A 16,707-nucleotide genomic window follows, 5' to 3' on the forward strand; every position below is an offset into this window, starting at 1 on the left:
GCCGGGCTTTATAAAATAGATATCGCTTATAGAAAAGATCATGATAAGAAGTATGACAAAGCCAACCAAAATAAATATACCGACCTTTACCTCAAATGACATCTCTTTAGTATTCATTTATAACTCCTTTTATAATTGTGTCTTGACCGGCTCTTTTTCTGTTATGGGCCCGACCGCCGCACCGGTTATAAATTGTTTTACTACCGGGTTTTTTGTGTTCTTTATCTCGTCGGGAGTGCCGATTTCTATGATCTTGCCTTCATAAAGCATGGCTATCCTGTCCGCTATCTTATAAGCGCTTACCATATCGTGCGTAACGGCGATAGAAGTTATCTTTAATTTGTCGTGCAAAGTAACTATCAGGTCATTCACGGCATCGCCCATTATTGGGTCGACCCCCGTAGTCGGCTCGTCATACATGATTATTTCGGGATTTACGCATATTGCCCGGGCAAGGCCCACTCTTTTTCTCATGCCGCCCGAAAGTTCTGCGGGCTTCAGATTCTCTATGCCGCCTAAATCTACATGCCCAAGGCATTCCGCCACCCTCTTTTCTATTTGTGAACTGCTGAGGGCCGAATGCTCATACAATGCAAATCCGACATTCTCCCCTACCGTCAATGAGTCAAAAAGCGCCGCCCCCTGAAAGAGCATGCCGAATTTCATCCTGAATTCATTCAGTTCCTTTTCGCTCAAACGCGTGATATCCACGCCGTCTATTATTACCTGCCCGGAATCCGGCTTCATTATGCCTATTATATGTTTAAGAAGGACGCTTTTGCCGGTACCGGAACGGCCGATGATGACCATCGTCTCGCCTTTTTCGATATTAAGGTTAGTATTATCTAAGACGACGTGGTCTCCGAATGCCTTGCATAAATTTATAATTTCAATCATATCTTCACACCTTAAACGCAAAATAAAACATGGCCGTGATAAAGCAATCGGCCGCTATTATCATTATGAAACTTATTACTACGGCCTGAGTCGTCGATTTTCCGACACCTTCGGCGCCGCCTTCGGTCCTCATGCCCTGAAAACATGCCACGATGGCTATTATTATACCAAAGACAACCGATTTTATTAGTCCTGTGAATACATCCTTAAAGATAAGCGGCTGATATGTCATCCGCATATACATCCTTGGAGTTATATTAAGCTTAAAAACACCTATTATGTAACCGCCAAATATGCCGATCATATCGGCGTATATTGTCAAAAGAGGCAGCATTATAAAAAGCGCCAAGAACCTCGGCACTACAAGATACTTTATGGGATTGGTAGCGAGTGTCTCGAGCGCATCTATCTGCTCGGTCACTTTCATGGTTCCCAGTTCCGCCGTAATAGCCGCGCCTACCCTTCCGGCAACGACCAGCGCGGTCAATACGGGCCCCAACTCCCTGACTATTGAAAGAGAGACCAATGATGCTATATACATTTCGGAGGACATCTTTTGCATCTGGTAAGCGCTTTGGAGAGCAAGTACCATCCCCGTAAAAAGGCTTGTAAGAAGGACTATCGGCAGGCTATTGACCCCTATCTTATTCATCTGATCTATTACCTGTCTTTTCTTAAGCGGCGGGACAAAAATCCAGTATATCGTCTGGGCAAAGAGTATAAACGAGCCTCCGATATAGCCCATTATATCCACAAAGTTTGAGCCCAAAGAATAAGCCCTGCTTTCAATATTGCTCCACGATACCTTCTTATTCAAAGTCGAACCCATCTCCTTTTCTTATGACCTTAATCGCGCTCCCGGATTTAAACTTGCCCGCAATGATATTTTCGGCAAGCGGATCTTCCAGTAACTTCTGTATTGTCCTTTTAAGCGGCCTTGCTCCGAAGATAGGATCAAAACCTTTCTCTACAAGCAGCACCTTTGCTTCTTCGTTTAAAGTGATATCTATATTCTGCTCTTCAAGCCGCTTTTTGACATCCTCGATCTCTATGTCTATTATCTTATGCAGGTCTTCTTTTGTAAGTGAGTGAAATACGACGATATCATCCACCCTGTTCAGGAACTCGGGCTTGAACGTCCTTTTGATTTCATCAAGCAGTTTTCTTTTCATATCTTCGTAACTTGCCTTCTCCGCGCTTTCGGTTATGAAGCCTACTGATGTCTGTTTTTTTAAGAGCTCCGCGCCTATATTTGAAGTCATGATTATTATTGTATTTTTAAAATCGACGCGCCTGCCGAAAGAATCGGTCATGCGCCCGTCCTCAAGTACCTGAAGTAGGATATTAAATACATCCGGATGCGCCTTTTCTATTTCGTCAAGAAGCACGACGGCATAGGGCCGTCTTCTTACCCTTTCCGTCAACTGCCCGCCCTCTTCGTAGCCCACATAACCGGGCGGAGCTCCGACGAGACGGGATACATTAAACTTCTCCATATACTCCGACATGTCAAGCTGTATTATGGCGTTTTCGTCGCCGAACATATATTCCGCAAGAGCGCGCGCCAAAAGCGTTTTTCCAACACCCGTAGGCCCCATGAATACGAAAGAGCCTATCGGCCTCTTTGGGTCTTTTATACCCGCGCGCGATCGCCTTACCGCATGGGCTATTGCCGAAATCGCTTCGGTCTGGCCTACAACGCGTTTTCTCAGGCCGTCTTCCATCTTCAGAAATTTTTCTGTCTCTTTCTCTTCCAGCCTCACGAGAGGTATGCCTGTCCATTTTGAAACTATAAGAGCGATATCTTCTTCGGTGACCTTCGTCTCCGTTTCGGATTTTTTCTGGCTCCAATCCTTCTTTATAGTGACGAGCTTGTCCTTTTCCTTCCTCTCAAGGTCTCTGAATTCCGCGGCTTTTTCAAAATCCTGCCTGTCAACGGCTGCTTCTTTTTCCTTTTTAAGGTTATCTATTGCTCCTTCCAGCTCTTTCATGTCCGGCGGAACTGTCATTACCGCAAGACGCGCTCTTGAGCCGGCCTCGTCCATCACGTCTATGGCCTTATCCGGCAGGAACCTGCCGCTTATATATCGGTCGGAAAGTCTAGCAGCCGCTTCCAGCGCATCATCGGTAAATTTTACCCTGTGGTGCGCTTCGTATTTATCGCGCAGCCCCTTCAGTATTTCTATTGTCTCAGCTACGTTCGGCGGATCCACCATAATCACCTGGAATCTGCGCTCAAGCGCGGCATCTTTCTCAATATATTTTCTGTATTCGTCAAGCGTGGTGGCGCCTATGCATTGTATCTCCCCTCTCGAAAGCGCCGGTTTCAAGATATTGGATGCGTCTATGGCCCCTTCCGCGCCGCCGGCGCCGACAAGAGTATGAAGTTCGTCAATAAATATTATAAGGTCTTCCGCGCGTTTTATTTCGTCCATAACGGCTTTTATTCTCTCTTCAAATTGGCCGCGATATTTTGTGCCGGCAACCATAAGGGCAAGGTCCAGTATAAGGATGCGTTTATTTCTCAGCGTCTCGGGCACATCACTGGAAATGATGCTCTGCGCCAATCCTTCCACTATCGCCGTCTTTCCTACACCGGCTTCTCCCAAAAGGACGGGATTATTCTTTGTACGCCTGCTCAAAATCTGCACAACCCTTTCTATCTCGTTCTTCCTGCCTATTACGGGGTCAAGCTTGTTCTGTTTGGCAAGTTCGGTAAGGTCGCGCGCAAAGGCATCCAGCGCCGGCGATTTTCTTACGCCTCCGCGGCCCATTGCCAGCTTGTTGGGAGCTATTCCAAAATCCGGAGTCGCTGAACCAAGCAATCTCATCACTTCATTACGTACTTTATTGAGGTCGAGCCCCAAATTTATCAGGACTTGCGAAGCAACGCCTTCCCCCTCCCTCAATAACCCAAGGAGAAGATGCTCTGTCCCCACATAATTATGTCCGAGGGAAACGGCTTCGTCCATAGCGAGTTCCATTACCTTCTTCGCCTTAGGAGTAAAAGGAATATCGCCGGATATAACGGTACTCGGGCCGGTCTGGACAAGCTTCTCTACTTCTATTCTTATCTTCTCCGAACTGAGGCCTAAATTCTCCAACACTGCCGCGGCAACGCCTTCGCCCTCTCTTACCAGCCCCAAAAGTATATGCTCTGTGCCTATATAATCATGATTAAACCTTTTGGCTTCTTCTTTAGCCAAAAGGATCACCTTTCTTGCCCTTTCCGTGAATCTATTGAACATCGCCATTTTTTAACTACCTCCGCAACGTTACGTAACCTTGAGTTTCTCTCTTATTAAATCCGCCCTCTTCATATCCCTCTCTGAGGAAGAAAGTTTCTTGCCTTCCAATTTCTGAAGGTGCGCCGGCTGTGTAAATATAAAAAGTTCATTAAGTATCTTTCTGTCTATATCGGTTATTATGCTGATATCTACCCCGAGCCTTATAAGCGAAAGCAGCCTTATGGTCTCGTCGCTGGTAATAATCCTCGCGCTCTTCAATGTCCCGTAGGCCCTCCATATCCTATCGTATACCGATGCCCTGCTATTAGTCAGAAGGTAGTCTCTTGCGCTTTTTTCTCTCCCTATTACCTGATTGATCAATTTTTCTATATTATCTATTATATCTTCTTCCGAGCGACCCAGAGTAACCTGGTTTGATATTTGAAAGAAATTACCGCTGGCCTCACTGCCTTCACCGTAAAGGCCTCTTGCGGTAATACCGAGTTTTATTACTGCCTGCAGCACCTTGCCTATCTGATTGGTTATCACCAGGGCCGGAAGATGCATCATAACCGAACTCCTCATGCCCGTTCCTATATTTGTAGGGCAGGCGGTGAGATACCCCCACCTTTCCGTATAACAGTAATCGAGTTTGGTTGCCAGATCATTGTCAAAAGCGTCAATTATGCGCCATGTATCCGCCACATTAAATCCTGATTGTATGGCCTGAGCCCTTATATGGTCTTCCTCATTTATCATAACCGAGATTATTTCTCTCTCATCTACCGCGAGCGCTTTGGATTCGTCGGCTAGTGCGTGTTCCCTGCTCATAAGATGCCTTTCGATAAGAAATAATCTGTCAACCTCGTCCAAATCTGTTATCCTGACAAACAAAGCGTTTTTCATATCTTTAGAATTAGTTATAGCGTCCTTTGCTTGCGAAAGGATTTCCATCCTTTCTTTTTTTCCCGACCATTGGCAGAAGGGATGGTCCTTGATATTCCTGGCTATGCGGACTCTGCTTGATATTACTATATCGGCATTAGGCCCTGTGCCTTTCAGCCATTCACCCGGTTTATTGACCAGATCATTTATATTCATTTTTTACCTTCTTCGCGTTCGTACTTTTTGATCTCGTCCCTCAGCTGTGCGGCTTCCTCAAACTCCTCAAGTTCTATTGCGCGTTTTAAACGCCGCTTTAATTGCTCAACATCGACCTTTCTGCTTTTCGTAAGTTTGCCTTTCTTGCCGGGGGCCTTCCCCAGATGGATCTCCGAGCCGTGGATCCTCTTTAATAAAGGCGCCAAATATGTCTTGAATGTTTCATAGCATTGGCCGCAGCCTAATCTTCCTATCTTTTTAAAATCAGTGTAGGTCATACCGCAGGAAGAACATTTGACTTTTTTATCTTTCATCGTCTCTACGGGAGTGTCTAAATTGGCGAGGCCCGCCAATAGATCGGCAAGGCCGAAATGTTCCTCCATCTCCGCGCCTTTCTTTTTGGCGCATTCCTCGCAAAGATGAAGTTTAGTCATCTGTTCATTTATAATCTCTGTAAGATGGACTGTCGCTTCATTCTTGCCGCAGATATCACAAAGCATTATATATCTTCTCCTCTAGGTTACTCTTCCTGTTTTCTATTCTTCATCTCAATCGCTAACTTGTCTATCTCTTTGACCTGTTCGGAAAGCTTATCTATATCTACGCTCTCACCTTTAAGGCCGGTATGCAGCTGCGCTATCTTCATTCTAACCTGGTCTATGAGGCGCATATCCTGATACATCCTGTCTTTTAGCGCGTGGACCATATGATTAAAGGCATCCGCCAGTCCGCGCAATTGGTCTCTTTTTCTTATCTGAACCGTATCTATATGGTTTTCCACTCCTATTAAATTCATGTTTTTGGCTATGCGGTACATCGGACCCGCCACTTTGTGAGAGCTGTAAATGCCCAGGCCAAAAAGTAAAAGCGACACTAGGACTATAGTTATGGGAATGCCTATCAAAAACTGGTTCTGTATTGAGTCTATATAGGCCTTCGGCAGCGCATCTTCGCCTACTATCTGATGAAATAGGTCCAGGTGCACTTTGTTTATGTACCACAAGGATAATCCGAAAACCAATATTACCAAACCTACGCAAACAATAAGCAGCCAGCTGTAAGAAAGCTGTATTTCCTTATTGATAAGATACTTCCGGCGCGCGTGGATCTTTGGCTTCATTTTGCGTCCCTCCTTTTAAGGTTTATGCTGCTACTTTCAATATTTCGTTCCGTCTTTTTTGGTCAGCTTACGAAATTCGTCCATAAGTTTTGCCGTCACCTTGCCCGGCGCTCCGCTGCCGATGACCCTATTGTCGATCTTGATGACGGGTATTATTTCGGCTGCGGTCCCGGTAAGGAAGCATTCTTCGGCATTAAATAAACTGTGCCTTGTCATCACCTTTTCGGAGAACCTCATCGACTTTGCCTGCGCTATACCTATGACAGCATCTCTGGTTACTCCTTCCAGCGCGCCCAGATAAGTCGGAGGCGTGAGAAGCTCTCCGTTTTTTACTATGAAGATATTGTCACCTGTGCATTCCAAAACATACCCATCCGAGTTCAGCATGATCGCCTCTTCAAAACCCGCATTGGCCGCCTCTATCTTTGCGAGGATGTTATTCAGGTAATTGAGAGACTTGACCTTTGGATTGAGAGCCTCCGGTATATTCCGCCTCGTCGGTACGGTTATTATCTCGAGCCCGTTTTTGTAATATTTATCAGGGTAGAGAACTATATTATCCGTAATAACGACGACAGTCGGCCTTTTACATTTTCTCGGGTCGAGCCCAAGGTCGCCTGGGCCACGGGTTACGATAAGCCTTATATATGCGTTATCCATATGATTCTTTTTCAGCGTGGCTATAACCGCATCCTGCATTTCCTTCTTCGAAAGCGGGATATCAAGCATAATGGTCTTGGCTGAGGCGTATAATCTGTTTATGTGTTCATCCAGTTTAAATACTCGGCGATTATACGATCTTATCCCCTCAAAGACGCCGTCCCCGTAAAGAAGCCCGTGGTCAAAGACCGATATCTTAGCATCTTCTTTTTCATAAAATTTTCCGTCTATGTAGACTTTAAGGCCCATCGTGCCCTCCTGGAGGTTTATTAGTGAAATATTATACCATATTTTCAGACCAACAGCCCATCTTTTATTCCAAGGCACCTGTCCGCGCTGGCGGCAAAGCCTGCCTCGTGCGTAACCACAGCCAATGTCAGGCCGTTCTCTTTGCTTATGCCGAATAAGAGCTCATATATAGCCCGGCTATTTTTTGAATCGAGATTCCCCGTGGGCTCATCGCAAAATAAGACCTTCGGCGAATTTATAAGCGAGCGCGCTATCGCCACGCGCTGCTGCTCTCCGCCCGACATCTCTCCGGGCCTGTGATTAAGCCGCATGGAAAGGCCTACCTTGGCCAAAAGTTCCTCTGCCTTTTTCTTTGCGGCCACTCTCACGCACTTCGGGTGCATCAATGCCGGCAGCATTACATTTTCGGCCGCTGTAAATTCCGGAAGTAAATGGTAAAACTGAAAAATAAAACCTATTTTCTCATTACGTATGACAGCGCGTTTTTTATCGGACAATCTATATATATTTTCTCCGCCTAATATGACCTCGCCCTTATCCGGTTTTTCAAAACCGGCGAGGATATTGAGAAGCGTGGACTTGCCGGTGCCCGAAGGGCCTGTTATAAAAAGGCTTTCGCCGTTTTTTATAAATATATCTGCGCCTTTTACGGCATCTATCCTGTTTTTGCCGTTATAAAAGCTCTTCCGCAGGTCTTTGGCGCGAACCATAAGGTCATTCATACCTAAGCGCCTCAACCACCTCAAGCCGCGCGGCCTGCAATGACGGATAAACCGTCGCGGCGAGGCTTAAAAGAATCGCGGCTACGGCTATCATCGCCGGCTCATGCCAATTTATGCTCACGGGAAGCGCATCTATATAATAAACATCGCTAGGCAGTTTTATCAGCTTGTATGCTTTTTGAAGCCAGACTATTAAAAGCCCTGCCGCCGAGCCTAAAATAGTACCTATCAATCCCACCAGAAAACCTTCTATCCTGAATACCGACATGACATCAGCGTTTGAGGCGCCTATCGCTTTTAGTATGCCGATGTCTTTTGTTTTTTCCATCACCCTCATAATCAGCATGCTTGCGATATTGAAGCAAGCCACCAAAACTATAAGGGCAAGGAGCGCAAACATGACTATCTTTTCCAAGAGAAGGGCGCCGAATAAATTTTTGTTCAGATCCATCCAATTGCGCACGAAATAGGGATAACGCAGCTTTGACGCGATCTCTTTTTTTACCGCATCCGCCTTAAGCACATCTTTTATTCTGACGGTCACAGCGGTCACCGCGCTTTTTGTATCGAATAATTTTTGAGCGGCGGCCAGATTTACAAAGGCATTATTCACATCAAAACTATATAAACCCGTATTAAAAATACCGGCGACTTCAAAAGACTGCGGCTTGCCTGATACAGCGGATACCAAAGAGACTTCGTCGCCCGGCTTAAGCCCCATTTCTCTTGCGAGTTCATTTCCTATCAAAATGCCGCCCGCGCCTAAGACCGGAGCAGGGCCTTCTACGTATTTTTTTATATTTGTAACGCGCTGTTCGGTATCTTCATCAATACCGTTCAATATGGCGCCTGTAAAGTTATCGCCGTATTTTAAAAGGACCTGGCCTGCGACAAAAGCGGATGAACCTGTCACTTCTTTAGTTTCGGAGAGGACCTTTTTAACCGCCGGATCCGAAGGATTTATACCACCTTCCTTTTCGATAAATATGTGCGGTGTCGTTCCTATGATCCTCTCTTTAAGTTCACTATTAAACCCGCTCATTACAGCTATAACGATTATGAGCGCAGCCACGCCGACTGCCACCCCTAAAACAGATATAAGGCTTATCACCGAGATAAAACTCTCTCTGCTGCGCGTATTAAAATATCTTAGCGCGACGAAAAAGTGCCAGTTCATGTCTCCTTCCTAAGCTGCGGAAATAGTATCACATCCCTGATCGAAGGGGAATCCGTAAGCAGCATGACAAGCCGGTCTATCCCTATGCCAAGTCCGCCGGCCGGAGGCATGCCGTACTCCAGCGCCCTTATGAAATCCTCGTCTATCTCGCCATCTTCCCGCTGCTCTACAAAACGCTCCTTCTGCTCTATCGGGTTATTCAATTCCGAATAAGCGTTAGCGATTTCCATACCGCCCATAAAAAGTTCGAACCTGTCGGTAAGAAGCGGGCTGTCTTTTTTCACTTTGGCGAGCGGGCAGAGGTCTTTAAACATATCCACTACGAATACCGGATGATCCGCCTTGGGTGTAAGAAGGTCGGCGATGATATTAGCGACCTGCGTCCTTCCGATATTTTTGCCTTCTATCTCTATGCCTTTTGCCTTCAGTTTCTTTATCCAAAGTTTCTCGTCATCGTCAGGATTTATGTCGTAGGACGTCTTCATTATCTCGGAAAAAGAGACCTTCTCCCATTTAGTAAGGTCTATCGTCTTGCCTTGATATTCTATTTTATCTTTTCCTAAAACTTTTTTTGCCGTCTCGGTTACGAGCTCCCTGGTCAATTCCATAGTCCCCTCGCAATCGCTATACGCGGTATAGACCTCGAGCATCGTAAATTCGGGATTGTGCCTTATGGATATGCCCTCATTTCTGAAACTCTTGTTTATTTCGTAGACCTTTTCAAAGCCGCCTACGAGAAGCCTTTTAAGGTAAAGCTCCGGCGCTATCCTGAGGTAAAGATCCATATCAAGCGCCTCGTGATGCGTCTTAAAGGGTTTACCGCTCGCCCCTCCCGCCATAGGCTGCATCATGGGCGTCTCGACCTCCAGATAACCTTTTAAATCCAGGATAGAACGTATGCTCTTTATTATCTCCGAGCGCGTACTAAATATCTTCCTTACGCCGGGATTGGCTATGAGATCAAGGTACCTCTGCCTATATCTTGTTTCTACGTCCTTAAGGCCGTGCCACTTCTCCGGAAGAGGCCTCAGGCTCTTTGAAAGGACCGTAAAATCCTCGACCTTTATGGTTGGTTCGTTCGTCCTGGTCTTAAATAGCTCCCCTCTAGCGCCGATTATATCTCCGATATCAAGCATAGAATCTATAATATCGAATTTGTCAATACCGAGCGTATCACTGTTAAAATATAGCTGTATCTTATCTGTCTCGTCTCGAATATCGCAAAATATGCTCTTGCCGTGTTTGCGCTTAGCCATGAGCCTGCCGGCGATGGTAGCCTTTTCGCCTATTTTAAAATCGGCTAAAATACCTTTTACGCGCGAAGAAGCGCTGAATTTTCCGCCAAAAGGGTCTATCCCCCTTGCAATCAATGAGTCCAGTTTCGCATACCTATCTTTAATGATACCAGACATTTCCGTTTCCCTCGCTTAATTAGTGTTATTAGCACATAGTATATATTACACAGCTAATTATGTCAATGGCTTAGCCGCCATATTGACATTTCGCGGCTTAGAATAATATTAATCCCGTAAGTGCAGCTCTACATAGCAGGCGAGAAGTTCGCGGATCTTGGCGGGCGGGAGTACGTTGAAGTAGTTGTCAATAACGGCGTGGCCTATTTCATGGGAAAGTATAGATTCGGAGAGATCATCCATCGAAATATATATCGTATTGAATTTATAGATATAAAATGCCTTATGGTCTGCTTCTTCTTCAAAAATGCCCTTATAAGCATCCTTCAAGTCCTCTGCGTTCTTATATATCCTTATATTGACCTTGAAACCCTGCGGATACATATCCAAAACTTTTCGGACCTTCCTTGTCAATATATCTATTTTGTTAGCCAGTTGCTCGCCAGTGGATATGCCCTTCTTGAGCATTATCTCTTTTTCTACCGGATCATATCTGGCAAAGTCTACGTCTATCTTGCGTACGACACTCTTCAGGTCCACATCGCCCGCAACATATATAGTTGCGTACGAAGCGCTGATGACAGCGCCGTCTTCTCCGGCGGTAATCTCTTCGGAAAACGCAAGGCCGGAAACAGCCAGAATAATCAGAAACGTAAAATATATTGCGGGTATTCTTTTCATTCTAGCCCAATTTAAACTTTTCTATTCTTTCCGTAACGTCGCGGCCTTCTTTCAGGTCCTTTTTTATGCCGCTGATCATGTTGTTTAAGCGCCGGCGCGCCCTATTGAAGACCTCGGAAAGTATCTTCGTCTCATCATTTTTCCTGAAGGATATATCAAAGCTTAAATCGCCGTCTCCCATCTTCTCCAGTGAACTCTCAATTTTATAAAGAGGGCCCGCTATGCGATGCGAGATAAAAAGCACTATGATGATGGTAGTCACTCCTACCAGCGCTATAGATACAAGGCCGCTTAGAATAAGCCCGGGCATTATAAATTCCGTGCTCGGTTTTATTACAATCCTCGAATTTTCAAAAACGGTGATCACGCTCTGACTTAAAAATAGATATATCACCGAAGCCGATATCAAAGCAGTAAGCGCTACCAATGCGCAGAACTTCAGGATAAATTTCGCCTGGAATTCCTTCTTTATAAAATAATTTTTGCGTCTATTTTCCATGTCAGCACCTCCGATTTTTGCGTGCAAAAATCGTCCTGACCCCGCCATGGCGGGGGAAGGACTTCTACTTAAGTTAGTTTAATGTATCGAACACCTTCTCATCTATTTTTATTCGCGATTTTGAGCGCAGCGAATCTATCCATCCCTCCATCGCCTCTCCCTCTTTCACCGTGCGTATATTTTTTATTATTTCGTCTTTAAGAGGGGCAAGAGGCCCTGTCTCATTCGGTGTAATCTCATCTATAATGACTAAGGCCCACTTTCCGCTTAACTTTGTTACACCTTTTCCTTTTTTGGCATCTATGTCAAATACGGCATATTCTACTGAGGTCTTATCTTCGCCCAAAATATACCAGCTCGAAGGAATCACAGCATCAATAGAGTGTTTCTGCGGCTCATTCTTCCACGCCAAAAGAGCGGCTTCATTTTGCCCCAGCGCTTTCCGCGCCGACCTCTCGTCGGAAAATACTATGACCCTCGCTTTTATTTTATTCTGCATACTATCGTAGTAGCGCTTTATATCATCTTCGTATACAACGGTCTTCTGAGTTATTTCGTCGCTTTTATTGACCAAAAGATTTTTAAGAAGCGCCTGCTCCCAATAGAGCTCTATCGTCTTCATAAAGGCCTTCTCCTTATCAAGGCCCTTTTTGACTGCTTCCTGTATAAGAACTTCTTTCGTAATGAGCGCGTCCAGCATCTCTTTTTTTGTAATAGGTATCTCGCCGGTCATCCTGCCCATCCTTAAGACTTCACTTGATTCGTAATTAAAATCTTCGACGCTCATTTCGTAATCGTTTATGCGCGCAAGCACTCTTTCTTCGCCTTTTTTGACCGCGCAGCCGCTTATAAAAAATATCGCCAGAATAAGTAGACATATACGCAATTTCATGTGTAGCCTCCGAATTTTCCCGCTATTTAATGTTTAAAAATTCATCCCGAGCAAGCGAACTCGCACTTCGTATATACGAGCGCGTCGAGGGACTACCTTTAAAATCCTATACTGCCTTAATAACTATAACCGTTATATCATCATGCTGGGGCGCGCCCTTTGAAAATATTTCTATCGCAGTCAGCACTTTTGACATTATATCTAAGGCGCCCAATCCGTAATTGGCCAACAGGATATCTTTAACGCGATTCAGTCCGAACTCTTTTCGGTTCTTATCCATCGCCTCCGAAACACCGTCCGAGTACAAAAAGAGTATATCGCCCTTCTCCATAGGCACTTGTTTATTATAGAAGTCTATGCCTTCCATCACACCTATAGGCATTCCGCCTTCTGTATCTATCTCTTCTATTTTGCGGCTGTTATTAATAAAATGAATAATTGTATTATGCCCAGCGTTTGAAAACAGAAATTCTTTCGACTTAAGATCTATAGTGACATATTGCATGGTGATGAAGGATTTTTCCATGCCTTCCTTGGAAACGGCGTCGTTCAAAATCCGTAATGTTTCGGCCGGATCTTTATCGAAATGCGCTGTGGTCCTAAATTCGCTTATTGTACGCGCCATGTACAGCGCTGCCGGCACACCCTTTCCGGACACGTCGCCTATAACGACTCCGATCTTACCGTTTTCAAGCGTTATAAAATCATAAAGGTCCCCGCCTATATGCTTTGCCGGCAAACATCTGGCGGCGAATTCCAAAAATTGCACCTGGGGATAATTTTTAGGCAAAAAACTCTGTTGTATCGCCCTTGCTATAAGAAGCTCGTTTTCCAGCACCCTCTTTTCATACCTAATGGCGCTGTATTGGTTTGCCGTCAGGCCTACATATATAAATATTATGGCAACGAGCGGAGCAAAGCTATTTATCCAGAAATCTAAATAAGCAAACAGTACAAAAGCGGACACTGCATACGCAAAAAATACGGCCAGCATAATACCAAAATTCGTAAGTGCTTTCCTGCCTTTTCTTAATAACGCGCTTAACATACCGCCCAATAACAAAATAGTTAACATATTGGTTGATACGCCCGCGCGGCGCATAAAATTTCTTTTCAGAATATTACTTAAAGCGCTGGCGTGCACTCCTACCGCCGGATAGGCATTGGAAAATGGCATTATTCTTGAATCTATGGTCCCGGTCGCCGTATGTCCTATGAAGATTATTTTCCCTTTTAATTTATTTAAAATGACGGGCTCTTCGCCGTTTATCAGCCTGTTATAGTCCTGAATAACCTGCACGTAGGAATATCTTTCAAAGGTATTGATCGGGCCGCAGTAATTAATGACCATACTTGCCTTGGAGTCGACGGGTATGCGGATGGGATTGCCTACGACGGGCAATACAATAGAATTGGGCTCTACCTTAATATCTTTCGTATCTACGCCCAGATAATCGGAGGCAATCTGAAGGCTCAGGGCCGGATAAAGTTTTTCTCCAAACTCTATAAGTAGCGGAAGGTGGCGAGTTGCCCCATCAGGGTCGGAAGGCACATTCACTATGGAAATCCTTTTTGCCGAGTCAGCCAGTTCCGCAACCGGCAAAGTCACTGAAGACGCCTTTAAATATCTGTTTTTATCTTTAACCTTGCCGCCCACCGAGGGCATGCGTTTCAATACTAAATCTTCGGAAAGAGGCGCGGGAGGGGCATATTTTTCCAGGGAAAAATATGCGGCCAGATATACATTGCCTGTCTTTTCGGCAACCGCCGCAAATGTTCCGTCGTTTTCCGGGTCGGCTTCGGGAAAGAGTATATCAAAGATTACAACTGCCGGGCGTGCTTCGTCCAGAATATCCAGAAAGCTCGCGTGATGGCTCCTTGGCCAGGGCCACCTGCCGAGTATTTCCAGGCTATGATCTTCTATTTCGATGATAATTATCTTATCGGAGGGCGCCTCAAAACCGCGGATCCTAAACATCTCGTCAAGAGCTAAGAGTTCGTACTTTTCGAAAGAGCCTGCGAAGGACAGGCCGGCAATAATCAAGGCCATTATTATACCTAATCTGAAATCGCTGATCGCCCCTGAAGCCTTGCCGCCGGACTTTCTTTTAAAAGCGCTCTTTATCTTTTCTAAAATCCGCATATACTCCCTGAAAGTTACTGACTTAAGTATATCATAACAGCTTCCTGAAAGCAACCGCGAGCTGATTGACAATGAAAATATTAAGTGGTATTATAATACACTATGTTAAGCGCTATATGCGCATTACCTAAGGCTGTATTCAACACTGCGCTGGAGCTCGTATATCCCCGGTCCTGCTGCGTGTGTGCGCGTAGTATCGGGTCGTCCGAAAGCGTTTCTTTATGCGAAACATGCCATAAAAAGATAAGATATAATAAGCCTCTTTTTACGGCAAGCACAAGAAGGGCCGGCTATTATTTCGACCGGGTACATTCTGTGGCCGCTTATGAAGGCGTAATGCGCGAATGCATACATAAGTTCAAGTATAACGGTATGCTTTCTGTGGAGGGGCTCTTTGCGGAACTAATGACAGATTACGCCGGAAAATACATAGATAAAAATCTTTTTGATTTCATTATTCCCGTCCCGCTTTACAGGACAAAACTGCGGGAAAGATCTTTTAATCAGGCGGCTATATTGGCGTCTTCGGTCTCCCGTAAACTGAAAATACCCTGCATCAACAATAACCTTATAAGAATAAGGGCGGGAAAGCCGCAGATAGATCTGCCAAAAAGAGAACGCCTGAAAAACATTAAAGGCGCATTCAAACTGAAAAGGCCGGTTTTATTGAACGACAAATCCGTTTTACTTATAGATGATGTCTTTACCACCGGCGCCACCTTGAACGAATGTTCAAGAGTCCTTAAGCTTGCGGGTACAGGATATATAGAGGCATTTACGCTGGCTCAGGGCATGTAATGATCACGATAGGCAGGCAGGTTTTATGAGAATACTAAGAAACTATATACTGGTGGAAATGCTTCCATGGATGGCCATAGCCATTGTTATCATTACCTTTGCATTCCTGGTAGGCAATCTTGTAAAACTGGCCGATTTCGTCATCAATAAAGGCGTCGATCTAAGCTATGTGGGCCAGATATTCTTATTTTTGATACCCAAAGTTCTGAGCTTTAGCATTCCTATGGCCCTTTTGACAGCGACTATGCTTGCCTTTGGCAGATTATCCAGCGACAATGAGATCATCGCCATGCGCTCAACCGGCATAAACCTCTATAAGATCGCTTTGCCCGCGATAATGCTGGGGCTAATATTCAGCCTTCTTTCCGTGCCGCTTAACGACAAAATAGTACCGCGCACGCATTATAAGACGAGGATGCTCATAAAAGAACTTGGTATGCGCTCACCCGCGGCATACCTGGAAGCCGGCACTTTCATACGGGGATTTAAAGACTACATTCTATTCATATACGAGATCAAATACGCTAAAGACAGGACAATATTTAACAATGTCCGGATATATCAGCCGCAGAAAAATGCGCCCACAAGGACTATAATTGCTGCGGGCGGCGAGTTGATTCCCTTGCCCGAAAAGAATGCGGTTAAGTTAAAATTGACTAACGGCACTATAGAAGAGCCCAACCCCACAAACCCTAAAAACCTCTATAAGCTGAATTTCAAAACATATTATCTCACGCTTTTTGTGGATGACTCTACCATGCAGGAGAGCGGCAAAAAGACAAAAGAGATGACCTTTGCGGAACTCAAACGGAACGCCGCCGAACTTAAAAAATCCGGCATAGACGCGACGCCGGTTGAACGGCGCATACATAAAAGGATAGCCGATTCTTTCGCGCCTCTCGCCTTTGTCCTGATAGGCATACCTCTCGCCATAACTACGCGCAGGAGCGAAAAATCCATAGGATTCGGCATAAGCCTGGCGCTCATAGTAATTTATTGGCTGCTTGCGGCCGTCGGCCAGGTCTTTGTCACCAAGGACATACTTCCCGTATGGCTCGCTACGTGGTTCGGTAATATCGTTATCATGTCAATAGGGATTGCGATGCTTTATGTAACCGTAAGGAAATAG

General features: G+C 45.1%; 16 protein-coding genes. 2 read left to right on the forward strand and 14 right to left on the reverse strand.

The window, feature by feature from the left end; all coding sequences use genetic code 11:
* Positions 1 to 129 precede the first annotated feature (129 nt).
* The 14 genes from KKI13_06260 to KKI13_06325 all read right to left on the reverse strand — a co-directional run bounded on the left by KKI13_06260 (position 130) and on the right by KKI13_06325 (position 14,780).
* The gene (locus KKI13_06260) at positions 130 to 897 is read right to left on the reverse strand and encodes an ABC transporter ATP-binding protein (protein ID MBU4488648.1); all 768 of its coding nucleotides are present in this window, start codon (positions 895 to 897) and stop codon (positions 130 to 132) included.
* A 4-nt stretch (positions 898 to 901) separates the two neighbouring features.
* Positions 902 to 1,714, reverse strand: a complete 813-nt coding sequence (locus tag KKI13_06265; GenBank protein MBU4488649.1) for an ABC transporter permease — start codon at positions 1,712 to 1,714, stop codon at positions 902 to 904.
* Positions 1,707 to 4,145: an ATP-dependent Clp protease ATP-binding subunit gene (locus KKI13_06270; GenBank protein ID MBU4488650.1), complete on the reverse strand. Its 2,439-nt coding sequence runs from the start codon at positions 4,143 to 4,145 to the stop codon at positions 1,707 to 1,709. Before KKI13_06270 ends, KKI13_06265 begins: the two co-directional genes overlap by 8 nt.
* Positions 4,146 to 4,172: 27 nt before the next feature.
* Positions 4,173 to 5,225 (reverse strand): protein arginine kinase, encoded by a 1,053-nt coding sequence (locus KKI13_06275; GenBank protein MBU4488651.1) that lies wholly within the window; start codon positions 5,223 to 5,225, stop codon positions 4,173 to 4,175.
* Positions 5,222 to 5,725, reverse strand: coding sequence for a UvrB/UvrC motif-containing protein (locus KKI13_06280; protein MBU4488652.1), 504 nt, complete (start codon positions 5,723 to 5,725; stop codon positions 5,222 to 5,224). The genes KKI13_06275 and KKI13_06280 overlap by 4 nt, the downstream gene beginning before the upstream one ends.
* A 20-nt stretch (positions 5,726 to 5,745) precedes the next feature.
* Positions 5,746 to 6,345, reverse strand: a complete 600-nt coding sequence (locus KKI13_06285; GenBank protein MBU4488653.1) for a methyl-accepting chemotaxis protein — start codon at positions 6,343 to 6,345, stop codon at positions 5,746 to 5,748.
* Between the two features lie 36 nt (positions 6,346 to 6,381).
* Positions 6,382 to 7,254 (reverse strand): branched-chain-amino-acid transaminase, encoded by an 873-nt coding sequence (ilvE, locus tag KKI13_06290; protein ID MBU4488654.1) that lies wholly within the window; start codon positions 7,252 to 7,254, stop codon positions 6,382 to 6,384.
* A gap of 44 nt (positions 7,255 to 7,298) precedes the next feature.
* Positions 7,299 to 7,976, reverse strand: a complete 678-nt coding sequence (locus KKI13_06295) for an ABC transporter ATP-binding protein (GenBank protein MBU4488655.1) — start codon at positions 7,974 to 7,976, stop codon at positions 7,299 to 7,301.
* Entirely contained in the window at positions 7,969 to 9,153 is a 1,185-nt protein-coding gene (locus tag KKI13_06300) for an ABC transporter permease (protein ID MBU4488656.1), read from the reverse strand. The genes KKI13_06295 and KKI13_06300 overlap by 8 nt, the downstream gene beginning before the upstream one ends.
* On the reverse strand, positions 9,150 to 10,565 hold the full coding sequence (gene lysS, locus KKI13_06305) for a lysine--tRNA ligase (protein ID MBU4488657.1): 1,416 nt from the start codon (positions 10,563 to 10,565) through the stop codon (positions 9,150 to 9,152). Before lysS ends, KKI13_06300 begins: the two co-directional genes overlap by 4 nt.
* Positions 10,566 to 10,673: 108 nt before the next feature.
* Positions 10,674 to 11,246: a hypothetical protein gene (locus KKI13_06310; GenBank protein MBU4488658.1), complete on the reverse strand. Its 573-nt coding sequence runs from the start codon at positions 11,244 to 11,246 to the stop codon at positions 10,674 to 10,676.
* Position 11,247: 1 nt separating this feature from the next.
* Entirely contained in the window at positions 11,248 to 11,745 is a 498-nt protein-coding gene (locus KKI13_06315) for a methyl-accepting chemotaxis protein (protein MBU4488659.1), read from the reverse strand.
* A 73-nt stretch (positions 11,746 to 11,818) separates the two neighbouring features.
* Positions 11,819 to 12,637 (reverse strand): SurA N-terminal domain-containing protein, encoded by an 819-nt coding sequence (locus KKI13_06320; GenBank protein MBU4488660.1) that lies wholly within the window; start codon positions 12,635 to 12,637, stop codon positions 11,819 to 11,821.
* A gap of 106 nt (positions 12,638 to 12,743) precedes the next feature.
* A complete protein-coding gene (locus tag KKI13_06325) occupies positions 12,744 to 14,780 on the reverse strand; it encodes a CHASE2 domain-containing protein (GenBank protein MBU4488661.1) in 2,037 nt (678 codons plus the stop codon).
* A gap of 315 nt (positions 14,781 to 15,095) precedes the next feature.
* Between KKI13_06325 and KKI13_06330 the strand changes: the two genes are divergently transcribed.
* Both KKI13_06330 and KKI13_06335 read left to right on the forward strand, forming a co-directional pair.
* Positions 15,096 to 15,578 (forward strand): ComF family protein, encoded by a 483-nt coding sequence (locus tag KKI13_06330; GenBank protein ID MBU4488662.1) that lies wholly within the window; start codon positions 15,096 to 15,098, stop codon positions 15,576 to 15,578.
* A 25-nt stretch (positions 15,579 to 15,603) separates the two neighbouring features.
* On the forward strand, positions 15,604 to 16,707 hold the full coding sequence (locus KKI13_06335) for an LptF/LptG family permease (protein ID MBU4488663.1): 1,104 nt from the start codon (positions 15,604 to 15,606) through the stop codon (positions 16,705 to 16,707).

This window comes from Candidatus Omnitrophota bacterium, from assembly GCA_018894435.1.
In the GTDB taxonomy this organism is placed as follows: domain Bacteria; phylum Omnitrophota; class Gorgyraeia; order JAHIPI01; family JAHIPI01; genus JAHIPI01.

Excerpts from the sequence above, each read along its gene's own strand:
- KKI13_06300 (MBU4488656.1), bottom strand. The coding sequence starts at position 9,153 with ATGAACTGGCACTTTTTCGTCGCGCTAAGATATTTTAATACGCGCAGC.
- lysS (MBU4488657.1), bottom strand. The coding sequence starts at position 10,565 with ATGTCTGGTATCATTAAAGATAGGTATGCGAAACTGGACTCATTGATT.
- KKI13_06275 (MBU4488651.1), bottom strand. The coding sequence starts at position 5,225 with ATGAATATAAATGATCTGGTCAATAAACCGGGTGAATGGCTGAAAGGC.
- KKI13_06315 (MBU4488659.1), bottom strand. The coding sequence starts at position 11,745 with ATGGAAAATAGACGCAAAAATTATTTTATAAAGAAGGAATTCCAGGCG.
- KKI13_06260 (MBU4488648.1), bottom strand. The coding sequence starts at position 897 with ATGATTGAAATTATAAATTTATGCAAGGCATTCGGAGACCACGTCGTC.
- KKI13_06335 (MBU4488663.1), top strand. The coding sequence starts at position 15,604 with ATGAGAATACTAAGAAACTATATACTGGTGGAAATGCTTCCATGGATG.
- KKI13_06320 (MBU4488660.1), bottom strand. The coding sequence starts at position 12,637 with ATGAAATTGCGTATATGTCTACTTATTCTGGCGATATTTTTTATAAGC.
- KKI13_06295 (MBU4488655.1), bottom strand. The coding sequence starts at position 7,976 with ATGAATGACCTTATGGTTCGCGCCAAAGACCTGCGGAAGAGCTTTTAT.
- KKI13_06270 (MBU4488650.1), bottom strand. The coding sequence starts at position 4,145 with ATGTTCAATAGATTCACGGAAAGGGCAAGAAAGGTGATCCTTTTGGCT.
- KKI13_06310 (MBU4488658.1), bottom strand. The coding sequence starts at position 11,246 with ATGAAAAGAATACCCGCAATATATTTTACGTTTCTGATTATTCTGGCT.
- ilvE (MBU4488654.1), bottom strand. The coding sequence starts at position 7,254 with ATGGGCCTTAAAGTCTACATAGACGGAAAATTTTATGAAAAAGAAGAT.
- KKI13_06325 (MBU4488661.1), bottom strand. The coding sequence starts at position 14,780 with ATGCGGATTTTAGAAAAGATAAAGAGCGCTTTTAAAAGAAAGTCCGGC.
- KKI13_06285 (MBU4488653.1), bottom strand. The coding sequence starts at position 6,345 with ATGAAGCCAAAGATCCACGCGCGCCGGAAGTATCTTATCAATAAGGAA.
- KKI13_06280 (MBU4488652.1), bottom strand. The coding sequence starts at position 5,725 with ATGCTTTGTGATATCTGCGGCAAGAATGAAGCGACAGTCCATCTTACA.